The sequence below is a fragment of the Streptomyces sp. enrichment culture genome, assembly GCF_964272895.1.
Classification (GTDB): Bacteria; Actinomycetota; Actinomycetes; order Streptomycetales; family Streptomycetaceae; genus Streptomyces.
Genome location: NZ_OZ186832.1, coordinates 5,943,137 through 5,965,990, shown reverse-complemented (window position 1 = coordinate 5,965,990; position 22,854 = coordinate 5,943,137). Strand labels below are relative to the sequence as shown.

General features: G+C 72.0%; 19 protein-coding genes. 13 read left to right on the top strand and 6 right to left on the bottom strand.

Annotated features, from left to right (window positions below):
• Positions 1–81: 81 nt before the first annotated feature.
• Positions 82–1,410 carry a radical SAM protein gene (locus ACSU6M_RS26805; protein WP_437072960.1) on the bottom strand — a complete coding sequence of 443 codons (1,329 nt, stop codon included), beginning with the start codon at positions 1,408–1,410 and terminating at the stop codon, positions 82–84.
• 233 nt (positions 1,411–1,643) lie between these two features.
• Here ACSU6M_RS26805 and ACSU6M_RS26800 point away from each other — a divergent pair, with 233 nt between their 5' ends.
• The 7 genes from ACSU6M_RS26800 to ACSU6M_RS26770 all read left to right on the top strand — a co-directional run bounded on the left by ACSU6M_RS26800 (position 1,644) and on the right by ACSU6M_RS26770 (position 12,172).
• Positions 1,644–2,888 (top strand): FAD-binding protein, encoded by a 1,245-nt coding sequence (locus tag ACSU6M_RS26800; protein WP_437072958.1) that lies wholly within the window; start codon positions 1,644–1,646, stop codon positions 2,886–2,888.
• 117 nt (positions 2,889–3,005) lie between these two features.
• Complete coding sequence (locus ACSU6M_RS26795; RefSeq protein ID WP_437072956.1) at positions 3,006–4,253, top strand: ROK family transcriptional regulator; 1,248 nt, start codon at positions 3,006–3,008, stop codon at positions 4,251–4,253.
• An 11-nt stretch (positions 4,254–4,264) separates the two neighbouring features.
• Positions 4,265–6,097: a glycoside hydrolase gene (locus ACSU6M_RS26790; RefSeq protein WP_437075363.1), complete on the top strand. Its 1,833-nt coding sequence runs from the start codon at positions 4,265–4,267 to the stop codon at positions 6,095–6,097.
• A gap of 173 nt (positions 6,098–6,270) precedes the next feature.
• Positions 6,271–7,536 carry an ABC transporter substrate-binding protein gene (locus ACSU6M_RS26785; RefSeq protein WP_437072954.1) on the top strand — a complete coding sequence of 422 codons (1,266 nt, stop codon included), beginning with the start codon at positions 6,271–6,273 and terminating at the stop codon, positions 7,534–7,536.
• Positions 7,533–8,450 (top strand): carbohydrate ABC transporter permease, encoded by a 918-nt coding sequence (locus ACSU6M_RS26780; protein ID WP_437072953.1) that lies wholly within the window; start codon positions 7,533–7,535, stop codon positions 8,448–8,450. Before ACSU6M_RS26785 ends, ACSU6M_RS26780 begins: the two co-directional genes overlap by 4 nt.
• Positions 8,447–9,301 carry a carbohydrate ABC transporter permease gene (locus ACSU6M_RS26775; RefSeq protein ID WP_437072951.1) on the top strand — a complete coding sequence of 285 codons (855 nt, stop codon included), beginning with the start codon at positions 8,447–8,449 and terminating at the stop codon, positions 9,299–9,301. The genes ACSU6M_RS26780 and ACSU6M_RS26775 overlap by 4 nt, the downstream gene beginning before the upstream one ends.
• A gap of 27 nt (positions 9,302–9,328) precedes the next feature.
• Positions 9,329–12,172 carry a glycoside hydrolase family 2 TIM barrel-domain containing protein gene (locus ACSU6M_RS26770; RefSeq protein WP_437072949.1) on the top strand — a complete coding sequence of 948 codons (2,844 nt, stop codon included), beginning with the start codon at positions 9,329–9,331 and terminating at the stop codon, positions 12,170–12,172.
• A 3-nt stretch (positions 12,173–12,175) separates the two neighbouring features.
• On the opposite strand, the gene ACSU6M_RS26765 is transcribed toward ACSU6M_RS26770, so the two are convergent.
• Complete coding sequence (locus tag ACSU6M_RS26765) at positions 12,176–12,679, bottom strand: hypothetical protein (RefSeq protein ID WP_437072948.1); 504 nt, start codon at positions 12,677–12,679, stop codon at positions 12,176–12,178.
• Positions 12,676–14,382, bottom strand: a complete 1,707-nt coding sequence (locus tag ACSU6M_RS26760) for a PHP domain-containing protein (RefSeq protein ID WP_437072946.1) — start codon at positions 14,380–14,382, stop codon at positions 12,676–12,678. Before ACSU6M_RS26760 ends, ACSU6M_RS26765 begins: the two co-directional genes overlap by 4 nt.
• 223 nt (positions 14,383–14,605) lie before the next feature.
• Here ACSU6M_RS26760 and ACSU6M_RS26755 point away from each other — a divergent pair, with 223 nt between their 5' ends.
• Complete coding sequence (locus ACSU6M_RS26755) at positions 14,606–15,919, top strand: jacalin-like lectin (protein ID WP_437072944.1); 1,314 nt, start codon at positions 14,606–14,608, stop codon at positions 15,917–15,919.
• Here ACSU6M_RS26755 and ACSU6M_RS26750 read toward each other — a convergent pair.
• A complete protein-coding gene (locus tag ACSU6M_RS26750; RefSeq protein WP_437072943.1) occupies positions 15,858–16,331 on the bottom strand; it encodes an ATP-binding protein in 474 nt (157 codons plus the stop codon). The genes ACSU6M_RS26755 and ACSU6M_RS26750 overlap by 62 nt on opposite strands.
• Before the next feature lie 114 nt (positions 16,332–16,445).
• Here ACSU6M_RS26750 and ACSU6M_RS26745 point away from each other — a divergent pair, with 114 nt between their 5' ends.
• Positions 16,446–17,279, top strand: a complete 834-nt coding sequence (locus ACSU6M_RS26745) for a helix-turn-helix domain-containing protein (RefSeq protein ID WP_437072941.1) — start codon at positions 16,446–16,448, stop codon at positions 17,277–17,279.
• Complete coding sequence (locus ACSU6M_RS26740) at positions 17,276–17,536, top strand: DUF397 domain-containing protein (protein ID WP_437072940.1); 261 nt, start codon at positions 17,276–17,278, stop codon at positions 17,534–17,536. The genes ACSU6M_RS26745 and ACSU6M_RS26740 overlap by 4 nt, the downstream gene beginning before the upstream one ends.
• On the opposite strand, the gene ACSU6M_RS26735 is transcribed toward ACSU6M_RS26740, so the two are convergent.
• On the bottom strand, positions 17,505–19,820 hold the full coding sequence (locus tag ACSU6M_RS26735) for an FtsX-like permease family protein (RefSeq protein ID WP_437072939.1): 2,316 nt from the start codon (positions 19,818–19,820) through the stop codon (positions 17,505–17,507). The genes ACSU6M_RS26740 and ACSU6M_RS26735 overlap by 32 nt on opposite strands.
• The gene (locus ACSU6M_RS26730; RefSeq protein WP_437072938.1) at positions 19,817–20,524 is read right to left on the bottom strand and encodes an ABC transporter ATP-binding protein; all 708 of its coding nucleotides are present in this window, start codon (positions 20,522–20,524) and stop codon (positions 19,817–19,819) included. The genes ACSU6M_RS26735 and ACSU6M_RS26730 overlap by 4 nt, the downstream gene beginning before the upstream one ends.
• A gap of 141 nt (positions 20,525–20,665) precedes the next feature.
• On the opposite strand from ACSU6M_RS26730, the gene ACSU6M_RS26725 reads away from it, so the two are divergent.
• Genes ACSU6M_RS26725 through ACSU6M_RS26715 form a run of 3 tightly spaced genes read left to right on the top strand, consistent with a single transcriptional unit; the run spans position 20,666 to position 22,796 of the window.
• Positions 20,666–21,514 (top strand): sensor histidine kinase, encoded by an 849-nt coding sequence (locus ACSU6M_RS26725; protein WP_437072936.1) that lies wholly within the window; start codon positions 20,666–20,668, stop codon positions 21,512–21,514.
• Positions 21,511–22,164: a response regulator gene (locus ACSU6M_RS26720; RefSeq protein ID WP_437072934.1), complete on the top strand. Its 654-nt coding sequence runs from the start codon at positions 21,511–21,513 to the stop codon at positions 22,162–22,164. Before ACSU6M_RS26725 ends, ACSU6M_RS26720 begins: the two co-directional genes overlap by 4 nt.
• Positions 22,165–22,214: 50 nt before the next feature.
• Positions 22,215–22,796, top strand: coding sequence for a TetR/AcrR family transcriptional regulator (locus ACSU6M_RS26715; RefSeq protein WP_437072933.1), 582 nt, complete (start codon positions 22,215–22,217; stop codon positions 22,794–22,796).
• Positions 22,797–22,854: the final 58 nt, after the last annotated feature.

The following is a 22,854-nucleotide window of genomic DNA, read 5'->3' as shown; positions in this document are numbered from 1 at the left end:
CCTCCGAGAACTCACAACTCGCCTGAACAACAACGCTCACACCGTATCCGGGCCCCCCACGGGCCCGTCAACGGGTTTTCTTCACCGGCCCGCGGCCGCCGTCTCCTCCTGCGCCGGAAGGCTGTCCATGAAGGAGCTGACGGAGAACACCGCGTTGCCGGGTCCGGGCGGGCCGTAGCCGGGCGGGGAGCTGAGGCCGAAGTCGTCCATGGTGGCGCGGTACGCCTCCAGCAGACGGATGTGGTACTCCAGCGGCGCGCCCTGCGGGTTGGCCTTGCCGAGCGGCGTGGTCGGCTCGGGGCACCAGGTGGTGAAGCGGGGGGTGATGCCGTGGGACATGAAGAAGCGCAGGCCCTCGGTCGTCGACGCGATCGCCTCGTCGACGGTGGTGAAGCCGAAGGGCTCGGCCATCTCCACGCCCGCCACGAAGTTGGGGATCACGTTGCGGGCGCCGAAGATCTCCGCCGAGTCCAGGATGCGCCTGTGCCACTCGTCGCGGCCGACGTAGCGCTCCTTGCCGGGGCAGTACATCTTGAACAGGTACTCGTCCCACACCTCGTAGTTGGGGTGGTAGATCTGGATGCCGTAGTCCTTGAAGCGCTGCACGTCGTCGCGGGGCAGCGCCTGGGCGACGACCTTGCCGATCCAGCGGCCGGGGAAGCGGTCCTCGATGGCCTTGGCGTAGTGGCCGTAGAAGTCGGCCTCGTCGCGGCCCGCGACGGTCTTGGTGATGGCGCCGCCGGTCAGGGTGTAGGCGGTGGAGGACTTCTGGGTGTCGTAGCGGTCGATGATCTCCAGGGCCTCCAGCACCTCCTCGACGTCCTTCACGCCCGTGTAGGGGCGGCCGGCCGCCTTGTGCTGGCGCCAGTTGTGGTTGATGTCGCAGTACTGGCACTCCTCCTTGGCGCCGAAGTACTGGCAGACGCGGAAGACGGTGAGGTAGATCAGGTAGCCCCACTGGATGGTGGGGGCGACCTCCATGACCGACTTCCCGTTGGACAGCTTGTGCCGGTAGTACTCCGGCATCGGGGGCACGCCCACGTCGGCGATCCGCCTGCCGTCGAGGTAGAGGCCGAGCAGGCCCTCCTCGTCGGCGGCGACGCGGTAGGGCGAGGCGGGGTTCACGCGCACGGAGACGACCGTGCGGCGCAGGTCGTAGGGGCCGCCGGTGAGGATGATCTCCTCGGGCGGGCGGCGCAGGGCGGCCTCGCCGAGCTCCGGGAGGGTGCCGTGGTCGAAGGAGAAGATGAAGTAGGACTTCGGTTTCACCTCGCCGCCCTCGTTGTCGCTGAGGGCGGACGCGTCGAAGGCCACACCTCCGCGGAGCAGGTCCTCCTTGAAGACCGCCTCCCGCGGCACATGCGGGAAGCGCTCCATCAGATCCTCGACCAGCGCGGTACGGCTGCCCATCCGTCTCTCCTCCCGGCTCAGGCGTACGACTCCTCACGGTATGCCCCCGCCTGATCGCCGGCCCTGCCGGGTCCCCCTCCCGGCGCGCGACGGGGTGGCGGGAGGGGGGTGCCGCGGGCGTCCGGGATGGGGCAAGATCCCTCAGAAAGCGGTTGCAGGCCGTGGGACGCCGTGCTCAGCGGTCGCCCGCCGGGGGCCGCCGTGCTCGATGACATCAGTGGAGGGGATCGTCGGTGACCGAAACGGTGACCAACTGGGCGGGGAACGTCGTCTACGCCGCCAAGGAGCTGCATCGCCCGCACTCGCTGGACGCGCTCCGGGCGCTGGTCGCGGGCAGCCGGGCGGTGCGGGTGCTGGGCAGCGGGCACTCCTTCAACCGGATCGCCGAGCCGGGGGCGGAGGGTGTGCTGCTCTCGCTGGAGGCGCTGCCGGGTGGCATCGACGTCGACGGCGCGGCCCGTACCGTGCGGGTCGGCGGCGGGGTGCGGTACGCGGAGCTGGCGCGGGCGGTGCACGCGCGGGGACTGGCGCTGCCGAACATGGCCTCGCTCCCGCACATCTCGGTGGCCGGGTCGGTGGCGACCGGCACCCATGGGTCGGGCGTGGGCAACGGGTCGCTCGCGGCGGCCGTGCGGGAGGTGGAGCTGGTCACCGGCGACGGGTCGACGGTCGTCGTGCGGCGCGGCGAGGAGCGGTTCGGCGGTGCCGTCACCGCGCTGGGCGCGCTCGGCGTGGTCACCGCGCTCACCCTGGACCTGGAGCCGGCCTTCGAGGTCGAGCAGCATGTGTTCACCGAACTGCCCGAGGACGGGCTGGACTTCGCGACCGTGGCCGGGGCCGCGTACAGCGTGAGCCTGTTCACCGACTGGCGTGAGCCGGGCTTCCGACAGGTGTGGCTCAAGCGGCGCACCGACCAGCCGCTCGCCGCCTTCCCCTGGGCCGCGCCCGCCCGCGAGAGGCTGCACCCCGTGCCGGGGATGCCCGCGGTGAACTGCACCGAGCAGCTCGGGGTGCCCGGCCCCTGGCACGAGCGGCTGCCGCACTTCCGGCCCGAGTTCACGCCGAGCAGCGGGCAGGAGCTGCAGAGCGAGTACCTGATGGACCGGTCCTGTGCCCTTCGGGCGCTGGCCGCGCTCGACCGGATCCGGGCGGCCGTCGCGCCCGTGCTGCAGATCTGCGAGGTGCGCACGGTCGCCGCCGACGAGCAGTGGCTGAGCCCGGCGTACGGGCGGGACTCGGTCGCGGTGCACTTCACCTGGGTCGCGGACACCGCGGCCGTGCTGCCGGTGGTGCGGGCGGTGGAGGGGGCGCTGGAGCCGTTCGGGGCGCGGCCGCACTGGGGGAAGGTGTTCGAGGTGCCGGCGCCGCGGCTGCGCGGTCTGTATCCGCGGCTGGGCGACTTCGCGGGGCTGGTGCGGGAGCTGGATCCGGCGGGGAAGTTCACCAACGCGTTCGTGCGGGAGGTCCTCGAAGGCTGACCCCCCTTCGTAAAGCCCCTTTCCTAACCCCTTGTAGAAAGCCCGCCGCACCCATAGCCTGGCGCGGCGCCGGAGCGCCGTGGTTCCGGCGGCCGAGGGAAGGGATGGGGCAGGCCGGTGAAGCGCACCTCACGTGACATCCGCACCGCGAACCGCTACGAGGTGCTGCGCCAGATCATCGCCGAGTCCCCCACGTCCCGGCAGGAGCTGGCGGCCGCGACGGGGCTGAGCCTGGCCACGGTCGCCACCCTGGTCGGCGAGCTGACCGAGCTCGGCATGATCACCGAGGTCGGCTTCGAGGACTCGGCGGGCGGCCGGCCCCGCGGCCTGCTCGCGGTGGACGCCACCGGCGGCGCGCTGATCGGCGTCGACATCGCGGAGACCTACGTCCGTGTCGAGCTGTTCGACCTCGCGCTGAACGTGCTGGCCCGCGCCGAGGAGGATCTGCGGCCCGGCGAGAGCCGCCCGCAGCAGGTGGTCGGCCATGTCGCCGCCGCCGTCGGCTCGGCGGTCGCCCAGGCCGGGCTCGACGGCACCCGGGTGCTGGGCGTCGGGGTGAGCGTGCCGGGCCAGGTGGACCGGGACACGGGCGTGTCGGCGTACGCGCCCAACTGGGACTGGCACGACGTACCGCTGCTCGATCTGCTCCGCCAGCACATCGCCTACCCGCTGTACCTGGACAATCCGCTGCGCGCCTGCGCGGTGGCCGAGCTGTGGTTCGGGGCGGCGCGCGGCCACGCGGACGCCGTGGTGGTCAACCTCGGCACCGGCGTCGGCGCCGGACTGGTCCTCGGCGGCGGGCTGCACCGGGGCGTGAGCAACAGCGCCGGCGAGTGGGGCCACACCACGCTCGTCCTGGACGGGCGGCTGTGCCACTGCGGCAACCACGGCTGTGTGGAGACGTATGTCGGCGCGCCCGGCATCATGCTCAACCTGCGGGAGCTGAGCCCCGAGTCCGCCCTGCTCCACCCCGAGGACCAGACCGCCACGATCGACGCGCTCGCGCGCGGGGTCGCGTCCGGCGACCCGGTGGCGGTCAAGGTGGTCCGCGACACCGCCCGCTACCTCGGCGCCGCCGTCGCCGATCTGGTCAACGTCCTCAACCCCGAGGTGGTCGTGCTCTCCAGCTGGGTCGCGGCCCGCCTCGGGGAACCCCTGCTCGACGAGGTGCGCGAGGCCGTCGCCCGGCACGCGCTGAAGCGGCCGATGGCCGCCACCGAGATCGTCCTCTCCCCCATCCCCACCGACCCGGTGTGCCTGGGCGCGGCCACGTTCGCGCTCGAGGGCGCCCTGCAGTCGGTCGGGCAGAGGAGCGGCACCAAGCGCACCACCCCGGCAAGGAGCCGTACCGCACCACCTTCATGACGACGGAAGGGATGCACGTGACGCGCACCGACAGACTGGTCCTCGTGACCGCCGCAGCCGCGCTGACGGGGGCGCTGCTCGCCTCCCCGCCCGCGAGTGCCGCCGAGCCAGCGGCGGCGGAGGTCTCCCCCCACGCCGCGCAGACCATCGACAACATCGGCGCGTCCGGCGCCTGGTGGGTCAACGACCTGAAGAACTTCGACCCGGCCGTCCAGGCCCGGGTGGCGAGGCTGCTGTTCTCCAGGAGCGGCCTGGATCTGAGCAGTTACCGCTACAACATCGGCGGGGGCGGCACGGCGGTCACCACCCCGTCCCGCGCGCCGGAGGACTTCCGCACGGCCGAGGGGACGTACGACTGGAGCAGGGACCGGGGCGGCCGCACCTTCCTGGCGTACGCCGCCGAGTACGGCGTCGAGGACCTGATCGCCTTCGTCAACAGCGCGCCGGCCGAGTGGAAGACCAACGGCCGCAGCTGCGGCGGCTACCTGAAGGAGGCGAACACACAGGACTTCGCGGACTACCTCGCCGACGTCACCGACCACTTCGCCGCGCAGGGCGCCAGGTTCGACTACATCAGCCCCTTCAACGAACCCACCAACAGCTTCGACTCCTGCGGCCAGGAGGGCATGCTGGTGCCCGTCGCCCAACGCGACGACATCGTGCGGGCCCTGGGCGCCGAGCAGCGCGCCCGTGGGCAGGCGACCGGCATCATCGCCGACGAGTCCAGCAGCACCGTGCAGTTCAACACCGAGCTGCCGGAGTGGATCGCCCAGCCGGGCACCGCCCGGTACGTCTCCAGGCTGGCCCACCACACCTACAACGACCCCGGTGACGACCAGCGGGCGAGGATCCACGAGACGGCGAAGTCGGTCGGGACACCGTCCTGGTCGACGGAGATCTGCTGCTTCGGCAAGGGCGGCACGGGCTGGGCGAAGGAGTACGACCCGACCATCGACGGCGGGCTGAACCTGGCCCGGATCGTCCACAAGGACTTCGCCACGGCGCACGACTCGGCGTTCCAGTGGTGGGTGGCGCTGTCGGAGATGATCGGCTCCGACCCGTACGCGAGGAACGACGACGGCTGGAACGACGGGCTGATCTACTACGACCCGCACTACGCGACGAACGGCAACCAGACGCTGTACTTCACCAAGCGGTACTACGCGCTCGGCCAGTACAGCAAGTTCGTCCGGCCGGGCTCGGTGCTGCACAACGTGACCGGGGCACCCGCGGGCGTGGAGGTCGGCGCCTATCTGCACAAGGGCCGGTGGATCGTGGTCGCCAACAACCACAACACCACCGGCACCGCCCTGGACCTGCGCTTCCACCACGCCGCTCCGAGCCGCGCCCTGAAGGCGGTGCGCACCTCGGCGACGGAGAACTGGGCCAGGGCGGCCGAGCCGTCGGTCAGCGGCGGCACGATGACGGCGACGCTGGCGCCACGCTCCGTCACGACGTACGTCCTCGACGCCAAGGGCGAGGGGACGACCGCGCTGACGGGCGCCTGGCAGGGCCGCCAGTCCGGCAAGTGCCTGACGGCGGACGCCTCCGGGGCGGCGATCCGCTCCTGCACGGGTGACGCCGGCCAGGAGTGGTCGTACGACGGGCGGGGTGCCCTCAAGGGCGCTCACGGGTATCTCACGGCCGGGGACGACGGCCCGGTCGCCCGCGCCTCCTTCACCGGTGACGCCCGGCAGCGGTGGCTGCTGAACGGCAACGGGCAGATCGTGAACGAGGCGTCCGGCAGGTGCCTGGACGTCAGCGGTCAGGCGACCGCCGACGGTAGCCGGGTGATTCTCCACAGCTGTACGGGCGGGGCCAACCAGACCTGGTCCAGGCGCTGACGACCGGGTGCGGCGGGCCGTCGTCGCGGCGGCCCGCCCTTCGCCGTGTCCGTGATCCCGAACGGCCGGCAACGCTTCGGACGTACTTCGTCCAACCCCTTGCCGAAGGATTGGCCGAAGGCTAACGTCCCGGCACCGCAACCCCTTTCCGAGCCGGAGACAAGGACATCAGCATGTCGGCATTCAGCAACAGCAGCTTCGACCGCCGCTCCGTACTGCGGGCCGCGCTGGGCCTCGCCGCCGCCGGCGGGCTGGCCGCGTGCGGCGGCAACAACGGCCGCGGGAGCGCGGGCGGTTCGGGAACCAACCTGGTGCAGTACTTCCACGCGTACGGCGAGGCGGGCACCGAGCAGGCCATCAAGCGGTACGCGAAGGACTACGACAAGGCGAACGTCACCACGCAGTGGATCACCGGCACCAACTTCGAGAGCAAGCTGTTCTCCGCGCTGCTGACGGACAGCGCCCCCGACGTCTTCGAGTTCCACCCGCAGATCCAGCTGGTGCGCAGCGGGCAGGTGGCCGATCTGACCGACCTCGTGACCCCGGTCAAGGACGACTTCAACCCGGCCGACATCGCCTCGCACACGATCGACGGCAGGATATGGGGCGTCCGGATGATCGACGACCCGCAGTTCTTCTACTACCGCAGGTCGATGCTGGAGAAGGCGGGCGTGCAGCCGCCCCGCACACTGGACGAGCTGGTCGAGGCGGCGGCCAGACTCACCACCGACAAGGTCAGGGGCGTCTTCCTCGGCAACAACATCACCCCGGTGATGAACCCGCTGATCTGGTCGGCGGGGGCCGACACCCTCGACGGGAAGAACCGGATCGCGTACCACACCGACGAGGTCGCGGCCGGGCTGAAGAAGCTGCGGTCCATGTTCGCCGACGGGCATCTGCTGCTGGACGCCCCCGCCGACTGGTGGGACCCCTCCGCCTTCACCCAGGGCCTGGTGGCGATCCAGTGGTGCGGGATGTGGGCGATGCCGGCGATCGAGAAGGCGCTCGGCGACGACGTCGGCATCATCCCCTTCCCGTCCTCGGCGCCCGCCGGAAAGCCCGCGGTGATCAACGGCGGCTGGTCGATGTTCGTCAACGCCAAGTCCCCGCACGTGGACGAGGCCAAGGAGTACGTCAAGTGGCTGTGGATCGACCAGAAGGAGCACCAGGAGGACTGGGCGCTGTCCTACGGCTTCCACATCCCGCCGCGCACCTCGATCGCCGCGTCCGCCGAGAAGCTGAAGTCGGGGCTCGCCGCGGAGGGCGTGAAGCTGTTCAACGAGTTCGGCCACTTCGACAACCCGGCCTGGACGCAGGCGATGATCGTCGCCCTGGAGGGTGTCGTCGCCGACTCGGTGCGCAAGGGCGGTGACCCGGAGGCCGCCCTGGACAAGGCCGACAAGATCGTCGGCCGCGAGCTGAAGAAGCTGTTCGGATGACCGCCGCTCCCCCGCGACAGCGCGGCGTCCGCGGCCGCACCCTCAGCTTCTGGCTCTTCACCGGCCCGTTCCTGCTCGGGCTCGCGGTCTTCGTCTACATCCCGATCGGATGGAGCGCGTACCTCTCGTTCTTCGAGGCGCGCTACACGGTGACACCGAGTAAGTTCATCGGCTTCGACAACTACACCTACATGCTGACGAACGACAGGTTCGTCGAGTCCCTGGTCACCTTCACCGTCTTCGCCGCCATCGTCGTCCCCCTCACCTGGGCGCTCTCCCTGGGCCTGGCGCTGATGGTGAACCGGCTGCGGTTCCTGCGGGCGTTCTTCCGGTCGGTGTTCTTCCTGCCGACGGCGGTGAGCTTCGTGGCGGCCTCGCTGATCTGGAAGATGTCCGTGTTCAGCGGGGTGCGCTTCGGTCTGGCCAACACCGTGCTGGGCTGGTTCGGCGTCGAGAACATCGCCTGGCTGGCCGACCCGAGCCCGCCCTGGTACTGGCTGGTCATCGTCACCGTACGGCTGTGGCTCCAGTCCGGCTTCTACATGATCCTGTTCCTGGCGGCGCTGCAGAACATCCCGCCGGAGCTGTACGAGGCCGCCGCGATCGACGGGGCGAAGCCCGGCTGGCAGACGTTCCGGCACGTCACCCTGCCGCAGCTGCGGGCCACCTCCACGGCCGTGGTGCTGCTGCTCCTCGTCGCCGCGTACCAGGCGTTCGACGAGTTCTTCAATCTGCTCGCCAAGACGACCTGGGGCCGCCCGCCGCTGGTCGAGCTGTACTACACGGCGCTCGGCGAGAACCAGGACTACGGCGCCGGCAGCGCGGGCGCCATGATCCTCACCCTGCTGATCTGTGTCGTCACCCTGCTCCAGGGCAGGCTCATGGGCTTCGGGAAGGGGGAGGAGTCCAGGTGAAGGTCCCAGCGACCAAGGTCAGACGCGGCAGCGTCGTCGGCTCCACCGGCCTGTGCATCGCCACCGGCGTCGCCGCGCTGCTCTTCCTCGTCCCCTTCTATCTGATCGTCCGCAACGCCCTGTCCACGGACGCCGAGATCACCGGCGAGAACTGGAAGTTCTTCCCTACGGACATCCAATGGGGCAATGTCACCGAGCTGTTCGACGACCCGACCGTGCCCTTCGCGCGCTCGCTGTGGAACTCGGCGGTCGTCGGCGTGCTGCACACCGTCGGCACCCTGCTGGTGTGCTCGCTCGCCGGCTACGGTCTCGCCCGCATCCCCTACCGGCACGCGAACAAGGTCTTCCACGCCGTGCTGGTCACCCTGATGGTGCCGACGGCCGTCACCTTCGTACCCAGCTTCGTGCTGGTGTCGTCCCTGGGCTGGGTCTCGTCCCTGCGCGGGCTGGTGATACCGGGGCTGTTCAGCGGGTTCACCTGCTTCCTGTTCCGGCAGTACTTCCTCGGCTTCCCACGGGAGCTGGAGGAGGCGGCGCGGGTGGACGGACTCGGGTACTGGGGCGCGTACTGGCGGATCGTGGTGCCCAACTCGCTGAACTTCTTCGCCGCCATCGCGACCATCACCTTCATCAGCGGCTGGAACGCCTTCCTGTGGCCGCTGGTCATCGGCCAGGACGAGCAGGCGTGGACGGTCCAGGTCGCGCTCTCCTCGTACATGACGAACCAGACCGTCAACTTCCATCTGATCTTCATGGCCACCGCCGTCTCGATCCTGCCCCTGGTGTTCGTCTTCCTGTTCCTCCAGCGCTGGCTGGTGCAGGGCGTGGCGCAGACCGGCATCAAGGGCTGACACCTTCCTCTCACGAGCTGGAGTGCGATGAGCTTCACCACCGATCACGTCGAGGACGTCTCCCCGGGCCGCGGCACCCTGCCGCCGCGTGCCTGGTACGCGTCCTCCGACGCCATGTCCCTGTCTCTGAACGGCCGTTGGCGCTTCCGGCTGTCGCCGACCGCCGACGCCGAGGACGACGCCTTCGCCGCCGACGGGTACGACGCCGGCGGCTGGGCCGAGGTGACCGTGCCCGGCCACTGGGTGCTCCAGGGCCACGGCTCCCCGATCTACACCAACCACCTCTACCCCTTCCCGGTCGACCCGCCGCGCGTCCCGACCGAGAACCCCACCGGCGACCATCTGCGCCGCTTCGACCTGCCGCCGGACTGGCCGGCCGGCGGTGAGGCGGTGCTGCGCTTCGACGGCGTGGAGTCGTGCGCGCGGGTGTGGCTGAACGGCACGGAGCTCGGGGAGTTCAAGGGGTCCCGGCTGCCGCACGAGTTCGCGGTCGGACGGCTGCTGAGGCCGGTGGGCAATGTGCTCGCCGTGCGGGTCCACCAGTGGTCGGCGGGCTCGTACCTGGAGGACCAGGACCAGTGGTGGCTGCCGGGCATCTTCCGCGATGTGACGCTGCTGCACCGCCCGGCGGGCGCGGCGGGCGACTTCTTCGTGCACGCCTCCTACGACCATGTCACCGGCGAGGGCACCCTGCGGGTCGACGCGGACGTGGCCGGGCGGGTGACCGTGCCCGAGCTGGGCGTCGACGCGGCGACCGGTGAGGCGGTGACGGTCCCGGTCGAGCCGTGGACGGCGGAGACTCCCCGGCTGTACGAGGGGGTGCTGGCCACCGAGGGCGAGCGGGTGCCGCTGCGGATCGGGTTCCGTACCGTCGCCCTGGAGGACGGCCTGATCAAGGTCAACGGCAGGGCGGTGCTGTTCAAGGGCGTCAACCGGCACGAGTGGCATCCGCGCACCGGCCGCGCGCTGGACCCGGCGACCCTGCGCGAGGACGTGCTGCTGATGAAGCGGCACAACATCAACGCCGTGCGCACCTCGCACTACCCCCCGCACCCCGCCTTCCTCGACCTGTGCGACGAGTACGGACTGTGGGTGATCGACGAGTGCGACCTGGAGACGCATGGCTTCGTCGAGCAGTCCTGGCGGGACAACCCCGTCGACGACGACCGCTGGACCCCGGCGCTGCTGGACCGGGCCGCGCGGATGGTCGAGCGGGACAAGAACCATCCGTCGGTGGTCCTCTGGTCCCTCGGCAACGAGGCGGGCACCGGACGCGGGCTCACCGCGATGGCCGAGTGGATCCGCGGCCGGGACTCCTCACGGCTGCTGCACTACGAGGGCGACCCGGACTGCCGGGACACCGACGTCTACTCCCGGATGTACGCCGAGCACGCCGAGGTCGAGCGCATCGGCCGCCGACTGGACGGCGGCACCCTCAAGCGGCGCCGACTGCCCTTCATCCTCTGCGAGTACGCGCACGCCATGGGCAACGGCCCCGGCGGGCTCGCCGACTACCAGCGGCTGTTCGAGAGGTACGACCGCCTCCAGGGGGCCTTCGTCTGGGAGTGGATCGACCACGGCCTCGAGCACCCCGAGCTGGGCTTCGCCTACGGCGGTGACTTCGGCGAGGAGCTGCACGACGGCAACTTCGTGTGCGACGGGCTGCTGTTCCCGGACCGGACGCCGTCGCCGGGGCTGGTGGAGTACAAGAAGGTGATCGAGCCCGTCCGTATCGAGGTCGACGGCAGGGCCGTACGGGTCACCAACGTCCAGGACTTCGCGGATCTGTCGGCGTTCGCCTTCACGTGGGCGTACCAGGTGGACGGCGAGACGGTGGCCTCGGGCCCGCTGGAGGTGCCCGCGCTGGCGCCCGGCGCGTCGGCCGAGGTCGCGCTGCCGCCGGCGCCCGGCGACGGGCGGGACGGCGAGGCGCAGTGGACCGTGCGGGCGCTGCTGGCCGGGGACACGGCGTGGGCGCCCGGCGGCCATCAGGTGGCATGGGGGCAGGGCACGGTGGCCACGCGGCCGCGGCCCGTCGTCGCGCCTACCGCCCGGCCGGCGCGCGGCGGCCGGCTGATCACCCTCGGCCCCGCGTCCTTCGACGCGCGCACCGGCGCCCTGCGCACGATCGGCCCGGTCGACGTCCACGATCTGCGGCTGGACGTGTGGCGGGCCCCCACCGACAACGACGACGGCGCGCCCTGGCAGCCCGACCTGCGCTACGGGGTGCTGTGGCGGTCGCTCGGTCTGCACCGGATGCGGCACCGGCTGGACGGGGTGGAGCCGGGCGGGGACGCGCTGACCGTGCGCACGCGGGTGGCGCCGGCCGCCCGCGAGCTGGGGCTCGCCACGGTGTACCGCTGGACGTCCGACGGCATCCGGCTGAAGCTGACCGTGTCCGTGACGCCCGAGGGCGACTGGAGCGTGCCGCTGCCCCGGCTCGGCGTCCGGTTCGGCCTGCGGGAGGCGTCACGGGTGCGCTGGTTCGGCGGCGGTCCCGGTGAGGCGTATCCGGACAGCAGGGCGGCCTCGATGCTGGGGCGCTGGGAGTCGACGGTCGACGGCCTCCAGACGCCGTACGTCCGCCCGCAGGAGAACGGGGCACGGGCGGACGTGCGGTGGGCCGAGGTGGGCGGGCTGCGCGTCGAGGGTGATCCGGAGTTCTGGTTCACCGCCCGGCGCTGGACCAGCGAGCAGCTGGACGCGGCCGGACACCGTACCGACCTGGTGCCGGGCGGCACGGTGTGGGTGAACCTGGACCACGGTCAGCACGGCATCGGCTCGCAGTCCTGCGGTCCGGGGCCGCTGCCCCGGTACCGCCTGGACGCCGGGCCCGCGGAGTTCTCCTTCGTCTTCACGGCGGCCGGCTGACCGTCAGTGGTCCGCGCAGCAGGGTGTCGGATCGGGGACCTCGAAGGGGACGAGGGTGCCGCCGGTGGCGGGCATGGCGCTCAGGACGAGCTCGCCGTGCCGCCACTGGGGGCGGACGTGGTCCCGTGTCACCAGGCGGGTGTCCGGGTCCGGTCCGTCCGGGGCGCCCAGGACGGCGACCCGGTCGATCGCGCTGCGGGCCAGCAGCTCCGCGACCGTCAGGGTGCCGGTGAGCGCCTCGACGCCGGGGTAGAGGACCGCGCGGCCGACGGTGTCGGGGAGGCCGTCCGTCACGTCGTAACCCCTGGTGGCGAGCTGGTCGCGCAGCGCGCCCTCGGCGGGGAGCGTGAGGGAGACCGCCACCCGCGGCCGGCCCTCGCGCAGCAGGTGCGTGCAGCCGAACGTGCCCTCGGGGAGGGCGAGTTCGGCGGCCAGCGTGTGCAGCAGCCGGTCGGCCGCGCGCAGATCGGGCAGGCCCGGGTCGACGGTGAGGGCGAGGCCGGTCATGCGGGCAGCACCCAGACGGGGTTGGAGTAGAACCACAGGTCGGTCCACGGGTCGGCGTCGCCGACGACGTCGAGGGCGGGGCCCGCCGGGTCGACGGCGGCACCCAGGGCGCCGACGGCGCTGCGGTTGCCGTCGGTGCCGCGCAGCCGGACGTAGCAGGGGCGCTCGACGCGGCCGAGGTCGTAGGCGAGGCGGACGGTGCCGGTCGCCTTGTCCACCTCGTACGACGTGACGACCCTGGCCGTCGGGGCGGTGAAGGTGTCCTTGTCCTGGACCTCGCCGGTCACGTCGCCCTGGATGACGTCGACGCGGGCCAGCTTCGGCACGAAGCCGGCCCAGTTGGGGCCGCCGGCCAGGGCGATGTCCACGGTGAGGGTGACGTTGGTGCCCTTCTTCACGTGCAGGGCGCCGCCCAGGGTGGCCCAGCGGCCGCCGCCGACGAGGCGGGCGTCGAGCGCGTCGATGAGCTGCCCGTGGTCGACCCAGATGCGGCCGGCGCGGATGCCGTCCATGACGGCGGCGTAGGAGAAGCCGTCGGCGCCGACGTGGGTGCGGCTGTACTGGCCGGGCCAGTAGTCGCCCTGGGTGACGTCGATCTGCCCGCCGTAGACCGGGTCTTCGTGGCGGCCGTTGGCGTTGAAGTCGCCGCCGGGGCCGCGTACCGCGGTGTCGGCGTAGACCTGGTGGGAGTCGGAGTTGGCGGTGATCCACCAGGGCTTGCCCTCGGCGAGGAGGCTGTCCCACAGGCCGCCGACGGTGGCGGTCATCCAGTCGAAGCCGCCCCAGGTGCGGTAGCTCTCCAGCGGGTAGCCGGGGAAGGAGTGGGCGCCGGGGTTGTTGTCGTAGATGCCGCGGGCGCGCCCCATGCCGAGCGGGGCGGGGAGCCCGGCGGCCTGGTGGCCGGGGGCGCCCTCGAAGCCGACGGCGATCCGGCGGCCGGTGCCGGTGGCGTCGCGCCAGGCGCGGATCTCGTGCGGGGAGTCGACGCCGCGCCGCGCGGGGTGGTTGGCGAGCATCAGGGCGTCCTTGACCTTGCGGCGGCGCACCTGTTCGGCGAGGAAGGTCAGGCCCGCGACGGCCAGGGCCTCGTTGGCGGGCGTGGAGGCGCCGGCGCCCCGGACGCTGCCGTCGTAGTCGGTCTCGAACTGCTTGAGGACCTCGACCTCGCGGCTGCCGGGGTGCACGAAGACCGTGCCGTGCTCGGCGGCCGGGATGTTCCACTCCAGGCCCTGGAAGACCAGGGTGTCGGCGTGGGCCGCGCGGGCCTCGCGGATGTCGGGGTTGACCTTCTCGACGCCGATCTTCGCGTGGGTGGCGCTGCCGTGGTCGGTGATGACCAGCCAGTCCATGCCGTGCCGGGCGCCCTGGCGGACCTGGTCGACGACGCGGTACTTGCCGTCGCTGCTGTACTGGGTGTGGATGTGGTGGTCGCCGGCCAGCCAGAGGAACCCGTCCCGCCTGCGGGCGCCGGGGGCGGCGTACGCCGGCGCCGCCTGCGGGGTGAGGACGCTGGTGGCGGCCAGGCCCGCGCCGAGGAGTCCGGCGCGGCGCAGCAGGGTGCGGCGGGAGTGCTGTTCGGGGGTGAGCGCCTCGTCGGGCACGGAGGTGTCGAAGGCGGCGGGGAGGCCGGTGGGCGCCCCGTGGTCGTGGTCGTGCGGGTGTCCGTGGTGGTGTCCGTGTCCGTGGTGGTGTCCGTGACCCATGGATGCCTGCCTTCTGGATGCCGCTGCCCTGGTGCGCGGTGCGTGGGGAGAATCCCGGCAGAAGATGAACGTTGAACGACCTGGGCGTGAGGGGCCGGTGCCGTGCGCGCGACGGATGGGAGCGGCGCTCGCGATTTCCTCATCTCCCTTGCGGGGATGGCGTGTTACTGGCGAACCTGAGCACCGCTCATGTCCTCTCCCCCGCCCGGAAGAAGCCCCCACCATGAGAAGACTCCTCGGCGCCCTCGTGGCCGCCGCGCTCGCCCTCACCGGCCTCGCCGCCGCCTCGCCGCCCGCCGCGGCGGCGGACGGCTCGTTCGACGTGCTCACCTACAACATCGCGGGCCTGCCGCTCGGCCTCGGCGACAGCGACCCCGAGACGAACACCCCGCTCATCGGACAGCGCCTCGGGCCGTACGACATCGTCAACGTCCAGGAGGACTTCAACTACCACGCCTCGCTGTACGCCCACGACACCCACCCCCACCGCACCCCGACCAGCGGCGGCGCGGCCTTCGGCGACGGCCTCAACACCCTGTCCTCCTTCGCCTACGAGGACTTCCAGCGGGTCCGCTGGAACGCCTGCACCGGCACCAACTGCCTGACGCCGAAGGGCTTCTCCCTGGCCCGCGTGCGGCTCGCCGAAGGCGTCCACGTCGACGTCTACAACGTCCACACCAACGCCGACTCCGACGAGGCGGCCCTCGCCGCCCGCCGCGCCAACATCGAGCAGCTCTCGGACTTCATCCGGGCGAACTCCGCGGGCAACGCGGTGATCGTCATGGGCGACACGAACACGCGGTACACGCGCGCGGGCGACAACATCCGCACGCTGATCTCCGAGAACGGCCTCAGGGATCCATGGGTCGACCTGGTCAGGGGCGGTACACCTCCGACCCAGGGAGCCGACCCGCTGCTGTGCGACGCGGCGGCGCCGACGGACGACTGCGAGGTCGTGGACAAGGTGCTCTACCGGGGCAGCGAACTGGTGCGGCTGGACGCCACGCGGTACCACAACGACTGGGCGTCCTTCCTGCGCTCCGACGGCACGCACCTCTCCGACCACTTCCCCCACACCGTCGGCTTCTCCTACACCCTCGCCCCCTCCCTGCGGGCGAGCGACTTCTTCGGCGGCCCCCACGGCACCGCCTTCAACGACGCCGACGACCTCCCGGCCGCCCCGTCCCCCCGCACCCTCACCCTGCGCGGCGCCGCCCGCCTCGACGCGGTGTCGCTCACACACGCCGACGGCACGGTCCTGAGCCACGGGGGTACGGGCGGCACGGCGACGTCCCTCACCCTGGCCGCCGGCGAACACCTGACCTCGGTCAGGCTGACACGGGGCCAGAAGGACGGCCGCACCCGGCTCTTCTCGGCGTCCTTCGGCACGGATCGCGGCCGCGCCGTGTCCGCCGGTACGCCCACCGCGGACGCCGCCACCTTCACGGCGCCGCCGGGCTGGCAGATCGTCGGCTTCACCGGGCGATCGGGCTCCGAGGTCGACAAGCTGGGGGTGCTGTACGCGCCGATCGGCTGACGTCCAGGGGCACGTCCGCCCAGACGGTCTTGTACGTCGCTCCGGGCCCGCGACGGTCCACGCCCCACGCCCTGGCCACCCCGGCCACCAGCAGCAACCCGCGCCCGCTCTCACCGTCCTGCGCCGGGCGGAGGGCGGGCAGCCGGTCCACCCGAGCGTCGCTCACCTCGACGCGCAGCACATCACCGCCGTCCAGTACGAGCCGCACCCGGAAACCACGGCCGCGAACACGTCCGTGCCGTACGGCGTTCGCGGCGAGCTCGGCGACGACCAGCGTCACGGCGTCGTTCACCGCCTCGCCGCGCGGGTGACCCCACAGGTCCATGCGGGCGGCGACCAGTCGCCGGGCCCGGCGCGCGCCGTGCGGGGTCGCGCTGAAGAGCTGGGTGAACGTGCTGACGGTGGCTCGCATGCCCCAACGGTCGCGGGAGGCACGGGAGTTTTACAGCGACGGAACCCCTACGCTCGCGGTTGTAAGAGTTCACTCTCTGGACAGTGACGGTGACTTTGCGTGACCCTGGCCGCCATGAGCGACAGCGTCAGTGTGACCAAAGAGCCCGAGCCGTCACCCACGTTGAGGGCCTTCGGGGCCGTCCACAAGGCTTTCCGCAAGAGGAAGGGCCTCACGCAGGAGGAGTACGCGCCGATGGTCGGCTATCAGCCGGCCACCATCGCGGGGATCGAGCAAGGTCGGCGTTTCCCGCCGCGTGCGTTCGTCGAGCGGGCGGAGGAGGTTCTGGACGCGTTCGGGGCGCTGACGGCGGCGTACACGCACGCCAGTCGGGAGAAGGGGTTGGCTTCGTGGTTCCGTCAGTGGGCGGAGCTGGAGGGGCAGTCGATCAGTCTGTACACGTTCGAGAACCGGCTGGTCCCAGGGTTGTTGCAGACCGAGAGGTACGCACGTGCCATCTTCAGCGAGCGTGTGCCGGTGCTCACGGACTCGGAGATCGAGGCGATGGTCACGGCCCGTCTGCAACGCCAGTCCCTGCTCAGCGAGCGGCCCAACACGTCGTTCAGCTTCATCGTCGAAGAGCACGTGCTCCGGCGGCCGACCGGCGGACCGAGCGGCATGCGGGAGCAGATCGAGCACCTGCTGGAAGCCACCGCGCCACGCAACGTGGTTTTTCAAGTGCTGCCGTTGGCGCGCGGCGCCCACGCGAGCATGGACGGCCCCATCCGGCTGTTGGAGACGCCGGAGAACGAGATGTACGCCTACTGCGAGGGGCAGGAGAACAGCCAGTTCGTCGTCAAGCCGCAAACGATCAGCATGCTTCACATGCGCTATGCAACACTGCGCTCACAGGCTCTGTCCCAGGAGGACTCGCGGAGCCTGTTGAAGCAGATGCGAGGAGCGTTATGAGCACCACCGAACTGACTTGGTTCAAGAGCAGTTACAGCGGCGACAGCTCCGGACAATGCCTCGAAGTGGCCCTGGACTGGCGCAAGTCCACCTACAGCGGCGACGACTCCGGCCAGTGCGTCGAAGTCGCCACCTGCCCCACCACCATCCACGTCCGCGACTCCAAGAACACCCCCGGCCCCCAGCTGGCCCTCGCCCCCACCGCCTGGAAGGACTTCGTGGCGTTCACTCGCTGCGCAGCACCTCCGCGATCGTAAGCCGAGCCGCCCGCCTCGCCGGGACGAGCGCGCCCAGGACGGCGATCGCGAGGCCCGTGCAGGCGAGGCCGGTCAGGGCCGTGGCCTGCCAGACGTCCGTCATGTACGCGGGCAGGGTGATGTCCACGGCCTCGGCCATCCGCGGGACGACGAGCTCGTAGCCCAGGATGCCCAGCGGGACGCCGAGCACGGAGCCGAGGGCGCCCAGGACCGCCATCGAGGTCACCGTCATCGCCGTGACCTGGCGGGGTGTCATCCCGAGGGACTTGAGCGTGCCCAGATCCCGCCGTCGGTCACGGGTGTTGAGGACGACCGTGTTGAAGACACCCAGTCCCGAGACCAGAGCGAGCATCAGGGTGAGCGCCGTCGCCGAGCCGATGATGGTCCGGGTGACGGAATTGGGGCCCTGGGCGACCGGATTGAGGCCGGGATCGGCGGCCGCGGCCGCGCGGACGTAGGCGGCGGGGTCCGCGCCGTCCCTGAGCTTGACGTGGTACGCGATGGGCTTCTCGCGCGGGGCCAGCCTGGTGAACGTGGACCAGTGGACGACGACCATGCGGGCGTCGCTCGCCATGTACTCCCCGACGATGCGGACCTTCTCGGCGCGGTCGCCCTTCTCCAGGCGGACCGTGTCGCCGACTTCGACGCCGTTGTGCCGCAGGAAGGCGGACCCGGCGACCATCTCACCGGCGCCGCGCGTCCAGCGTCCGGAGCTGAGGACGCTGTCCAGCCGGAGCCGGTCGCCGCGGCGGGCCTCCAGCATCACCCGGTTCGCGGAGCCGGTCATACGGGCCTCGATGCCGGCGCGGGCGGTGACCTCGCTCGCGCCGGGCAGCGCGGCGAGCATCGCCCGGAGTTCGGGGTCGTCGAGAGCGGGACCCTCGATCTCCTTGCCTCCCTTGAAGTTCCCCATGTACACCGTGACCTGGTACGCGTCGCGCCCCGCGGTGCCGAACCGGTCCACCGTGGTCGCGAGGCCGGTCGCGAAGGTCACGGTGGTCACGCCGAGGACGACGGCGGCGAGGGTGAGCGCGCTGCGTCCAGGTCGGGCGAACGGCAGGCCCGCGCCCAGGCTCAGCGAGCGGGGCAGACGGCTGCCGGCCAGCCGCCGCTGGATGCCCAGGGCGCGCCCGGCGCGCGGTGCGCTGCCCGCGCTGATCGCCCGGGCCGCCGGCATCCGGTGGGCGCGGACGGCGGGGGCGAGCGCGGCGAGGAGACAGACGGCGGGCATGCCGAGCAGGGTCACGGCGTTCACCCAGACCGGCACGGAGACGGCGCCGTGGAAGACCCCCGCGTCGGGGCCGCTGAACACGAACTCGAAGAACGGGCGGGACAGCAGGTTCCCGAGTGTCGTGCCGAGGAGGCAGCCGGTGATCGCCGGGAGGGAGATCATCGCGAGGTAGACGGCGACGACCTGTCCGGGCGTGAAGCCCAGCGCCTTGAGCACGCCGATGTGCCGGAAGCCGGAGATGACGGCGCCGCTGACGACGTTGGCGATGATGAGCACGGCCACCGCGACGCCGAGGACACCGAAGGCCATCAGGTACGGGGTGTAGGCGCGGGCCGAGCTGCTGACCTGGTCCTTGAGCGTGAGGTAGGACCGGGAGGCGGTGAGGGCGTCCGCCGGGAGAGCGTCGGTCACCGTGGCCAGCCGGTCGCGCAGCCGGGTCTCGGAGGACGCGTCGTCGAAGCGGAAGAGCATCTGTGTCGTCGTCGGCCGCAGGGCGCCGATCTGTTCGGGCGCGACCCAGGCGTCCGCGGTGCGGCTGAGTCCGGAGGCGAAGCCGACGACGGTGAGCGTCGGGCCGGAGGGGATGCGGATCTTCTTGCCCAGGTCGTCCGGGAACCAGTCGGCCTGCCGGTGGATCACGATCTCGCCGGGCCGGGTGGCCCAGCGGCCCGCCCAGACGTCGAGCCGGTCGACCGGCCCGCCCGGACCGGCGCGGCCGATGACCGTGATCTCGCCGCCGAGCCCGAACTCCATGGCGCGGGAGGGCAGTTCGACGCCCGCCTGCGGGAAGGGGCCGGCAACGGCCTCGACACCGGGCTGCCCGGCCGCCCGCTTCAGCCGGTCGTCGGAGACCTTGGCGGGATCGAACGCGGCCACGACATGCGGGCCGCGCTCCCTGGCGAAGGCCCTGTCGAAGGGCGCGGAGGCCGCGTCGAGCAGGCCGAGGGCCACCACCAGCGCAGCCGAGGACGTCAGCGTCACCAGGGCGATGACCAGGGTCTGGAGCCTGCGCCGCCGTACCGCCGCGCGCGCGGCGGTCCACACCGCCCTCATGCGGACACCTCCAGGGTGTGCTCGCCGGTCACCCGGCCGTCGGCGAGGTCCACGAGCCGGCCGGCGCAGCGCCGGGCGAGGTGCTCGTCGTGGGTGACCAGGATCAGCGTCTGGCCGATCTGGTTGAGGTCGATCAGCAGGTCCATGACCTGCTCACCGGCCCGGCTGTCGAGCGCGCCGGTCGGCTCGTCGGCCAGCAGCAGCGCGGGGCGGTTCATCAACGCCCTTGCGACGGCGACGCGTTGGCGCTCCCCGCCGCTGAGGACCGCCGGGTAGGCGTTGCGGCGGTCGGCGATGCCGAGTTCGTCGAAGAGCTCCAGGGCACGGCGGCGGGCCTGGCGGGCCGGGGTGCCGGTCAGCTGGGCGGCCAGGGCGACGTTGTCGAGGGCCGAGAGGTCGTCGATGAGATTGAAGAACTGGAAGATCATCCCGATCCGGCGCCGCCGGTACAGGGCGAGGCCCTTCTCGCTCAGCTCCCCCACGTTCTCCCCGTGCACCAGCACCGTGCCGCCGGTCGGCCGGTCCAGACCGGCGATCATGTTGAGCAGGGTGGACTTCCCGCACCCCGACGGCCCCATCACCGCGACGGCCTCCCCCGCCCGGATCTCCAGCGACACCCCGTCCAGTGCCGTCGTCTCGCCGTACTCCTTGCGTACGCCGTCGAGATGTACGACGACCCGTTCCCTGCTGACTTCGTTGACCATGCCCCGGACGCTAGGCGCAGTCGCCGGGCCGGGGCATCCCTCCCCGGATGGCACCTCGCCCGGCGCCTCATCCTGGGGATGCAGAGCTCTGCATCGCGGGGCCGATGCGCCGTGCGGTGATCGTCTGAGAGGGTGGACGCCGTGCGGAAGGGGGAGGCGGACGTGCTGGTGGGGGCGCTGGGAGCGGCCTGTGTGGCCGTGGTGTGCCTGACGGTGGCGCTGGTGCGGACCCGGCGGCGCTGGCGGGCGGCCGTCGGGGAGCGGGGCTGGCTGCTCGAGCGGGAGCGGGAGAGCGCGGCCCGCGCGGCGATCGCGGCCGAACGGGACCGTATCGCACGGGAGTTGCACGACATCGTGAGCCACAACGTGAGCCTGATGGTGGTGCAGGCCGGGGCCGCCCGGGAGGTGCTGGGCACGATGCCCGAGGAGGCGACGGCGGCGCTGCGGGCCGTGGAGGAGGCGGGGCGCGGCACGATGACGGAACTGCGGCATCTGCTGGGCGTGCTGGCGCCTTCGCAGGACGGCGCGGACACCGACCCCGGTCCGGTGGAGGCCGCCGCGGACCTCGCTCCGCAGCCCGGCATGGACCGGCTGGGCGCGCTCGTCGACCGGATCTCGTTCGCGGGGCTGCCCGTGGAGGTGCGGGTCTCCGGTGAGCCGCGCCCGCTGCCCGGGGGTGTCTCGGTGACGGCGTACCGCATCGTGCAGGAGGCGCTGACCAACGCGCTGCGGCACGGTGACGGCGGGAAGGCGGAGGTCACGGTGCGGTACACGGAGCACGCGCTGCGCGTGGAGGTGCTCAACACCGGCCCGAGCGTGCTGACCGGCAACGCCCCGCCGCGGCCTGCGCGGCCGTCCCACGAGGGCACCGGCCGCGGGCTGCTGGGCCTGCGGGAGCGGGTCGCGGTGTACGGCGGCGACCTGGACGCCCGGCGCCGGCTCGGCGGTGGCTACCGGGTCCGCGCGCGCATCCCCCTGGACCGGCCGTGACGGCGCCGAGGGTGCTGGTGGCCGACGACCAGACGCTCATCCGCACCGGCTTCCGGCTGATCCTGACCGCACGCGGCATCGAGGTGGTGGGCGAGGCCGCCGACGGCGTGGAGGCGGTGGCGCTGGCCGCCGAACTGCGCCCCGAGGTGGTCCTGATGGACATCCGGATGCCGAACATGGACGGCCTGGACGCCACTCGCCGCATCCTGCGGCAGCTGCCGGAGTGCCGGGTGCTGATGCTGACCACCTTCGACCTCGACCACTACGTGTACACGGCCCTGGCGGTGGGGGCGAGCGGCTTCCTGCTGAAGGACGTCACACCGGATCATCTGGCGGCCGCGGTACGGCTGGTGGGCACGGGGGACGCCCTGCTGGCGCCCTCCATCACCCGGCGGCTGGTGGAGCGCTTCGCGAGGTCCGCGCCCGCCGTCCCCGCGGACCTCACGTCCCTCACTCCTCGCGAACTGGAGGTCCTCGGCCTCCTCGGCCGCGGGCTGTCCAACACGGAACTGGCCGCCCGTCTCACCCTCAGCGAGGCCACGGTCAAGTCCCATGTGGCGCGCATCTTCGCCAAGCTCTCCCTGCGGGACCGGGCCCAGGCGGTGGTGCTGGCGTACGAGACGGGGCTGGTCAGACCGGGGGATTCCTAGCTGCTCTAGGCTGGGGCCTGCCATCCACAGGTTCTCGGAGGTCGCCGCCCATGCCCCGCGCAGGTCTCACCGTCGACCGCATCGTCGCGGCGGCCGCCGAGCTGGCCGACGAGGCCGGGTTCGAGGGCGTCAGCCTGTCCGCGCTGGCCCGCCGGTTCGGGGTGAAGGACGCCAGCCTGTACTCGCACGTCCGCAGCCTCCAGGACCTGCGGGGGCGGCTCGCCCTGTACGCGGGCGGCGAGTTGATCGACCGTATCGCCGACGCGGTGGCGGGACGGGCCGGCAAGGACGCGCTGGTGGCGTTCGCGGGCGCCTACCGGGAGTACGCGCTGACCCACCCCGGCCGGTACGCGGCGACGCAGATCCGCCTCGACCAGGCCCTCGTCGCCGACTCCCCCGCCCTGCGCCGCACCGCCGACATCACCTACGGGATGCTGCGCGGCTACGGCCTCGCCGAACCCGACCTCACCGACGCCGTCCGCCTGCTGCGCAGCACCTTCCACGGCTACTGCGCCCTGGAGGCCGCCGGCGGCTTCGGCGCCCCCCGTGACGTGGAGCGGTCCTGGCAGCGGGCGCTGGACGCCCTGCACGTGGCCCTGGCGAACTGGCCCCGAGAGGGGACGCCGAAGTGAGGACCGACCTCCACCCCGCCCGGACCCGCTGACGGACGCCTCGCCGGCCGGTGCCGCC

Coding starts and splice junctions, on each gene's coding strand:
- ACSU6M_RS26750 (WP_437072943.1), bottom strand. CDS start 16,331: ATGCGAGCCACCGTCAGCACGTTCACCCAGCTCTTCAGCGCGACCCCG.
- ACSU6M_RS26765 (WP_437072948.1), bottom strand. CDS start 12,679: ATGACCGGCCTCGCCCTCACCGTCGACCCGGGCCTGCCCGATCTGCGC.
- ACSU6M_RS26755 (WP_437072944.1), top strand. CDS start 14,606: ATGAGAAGACTCCTCGGCGCCCTCGTGGCCGCCGCGCTCGCCCTCACC.
- ACSU6M_RS26780 (WP_437072953.1), top strand. CDS start 7,533: ATGACCGCCGCTCCCCCGCGACAGCGCGGCGTCCGCGGCCGCACCCTC.
- ACSU6M_RS26735 (WP_437072939.1), bottom strand. CDS start 19,820: ATGAGGGCGGTGTGGACCGCCGCGCGCGCGGCGGTACGGCGGCGCAGG.
- ACSU6M_RS26740 (WP_437072940.1), top strand. CDS start 17,276: ATGAGCACCACCGAACTGACTTGGTTCAAGAGCAGTTACAGCGGCGAC.
- ACSU6M_RS26790 (WP_437075363.1), top strand. CDS start 4,265: ATGCACGTGACGCGCACCGACAGACTGGTCCTCGTGACCGCCGCAGCC.
- ACSU6M_RS26805 (WP_437072960.1), bottom strand. CDS start 1,410: ATGGGCAGCCGTACCGCGCTGGTCGAGGATCTGATGGAGCGCTTCCCG.
- ACSU6M_RS26785 (WP_437072954.1), top strand. CDS start 6,271: ATGTCGGCATTCAGCAACAGCAGCTTCGACCGCCGCTCCGTACTGCGG.
- ACSU6M_RS26770 (WP_437072949.1), top strand. CDS start 9,329: ATGAGCTTCACCACCGATCACGTCGAGGACGTCTCCCCGGGCCGCGGC.
- ACSU6M_RS26730 (WP_437072938.1), bottom strand. CDS start 20,524: ATGGTCAACGAAGTCAGCAGGGAACGGGTCGTCGTACATCTCGACGGC.
- ACSU6M_RS26715 (WP_437072933.1), top strand. CDS start 22,215: ATGCCCCGCGCAGGTCTCACCGTCGACCGCATCGTCGCGGCGGCCGCC.
- ACSU6M_RS26760 (WP_437072946.1), bottom strand. CDS start 14,382: ATGGGTCACGGACACCACCACGGACACGGACACCACCACGGACACCCG.
- ACSU6M_RS26745 (WP_437072941.1), top strand. CDS start 16,446: ATGAGCGACAGCGTCAGTGTGACCAAAGAGCCCGAGCCGTCACCCACG.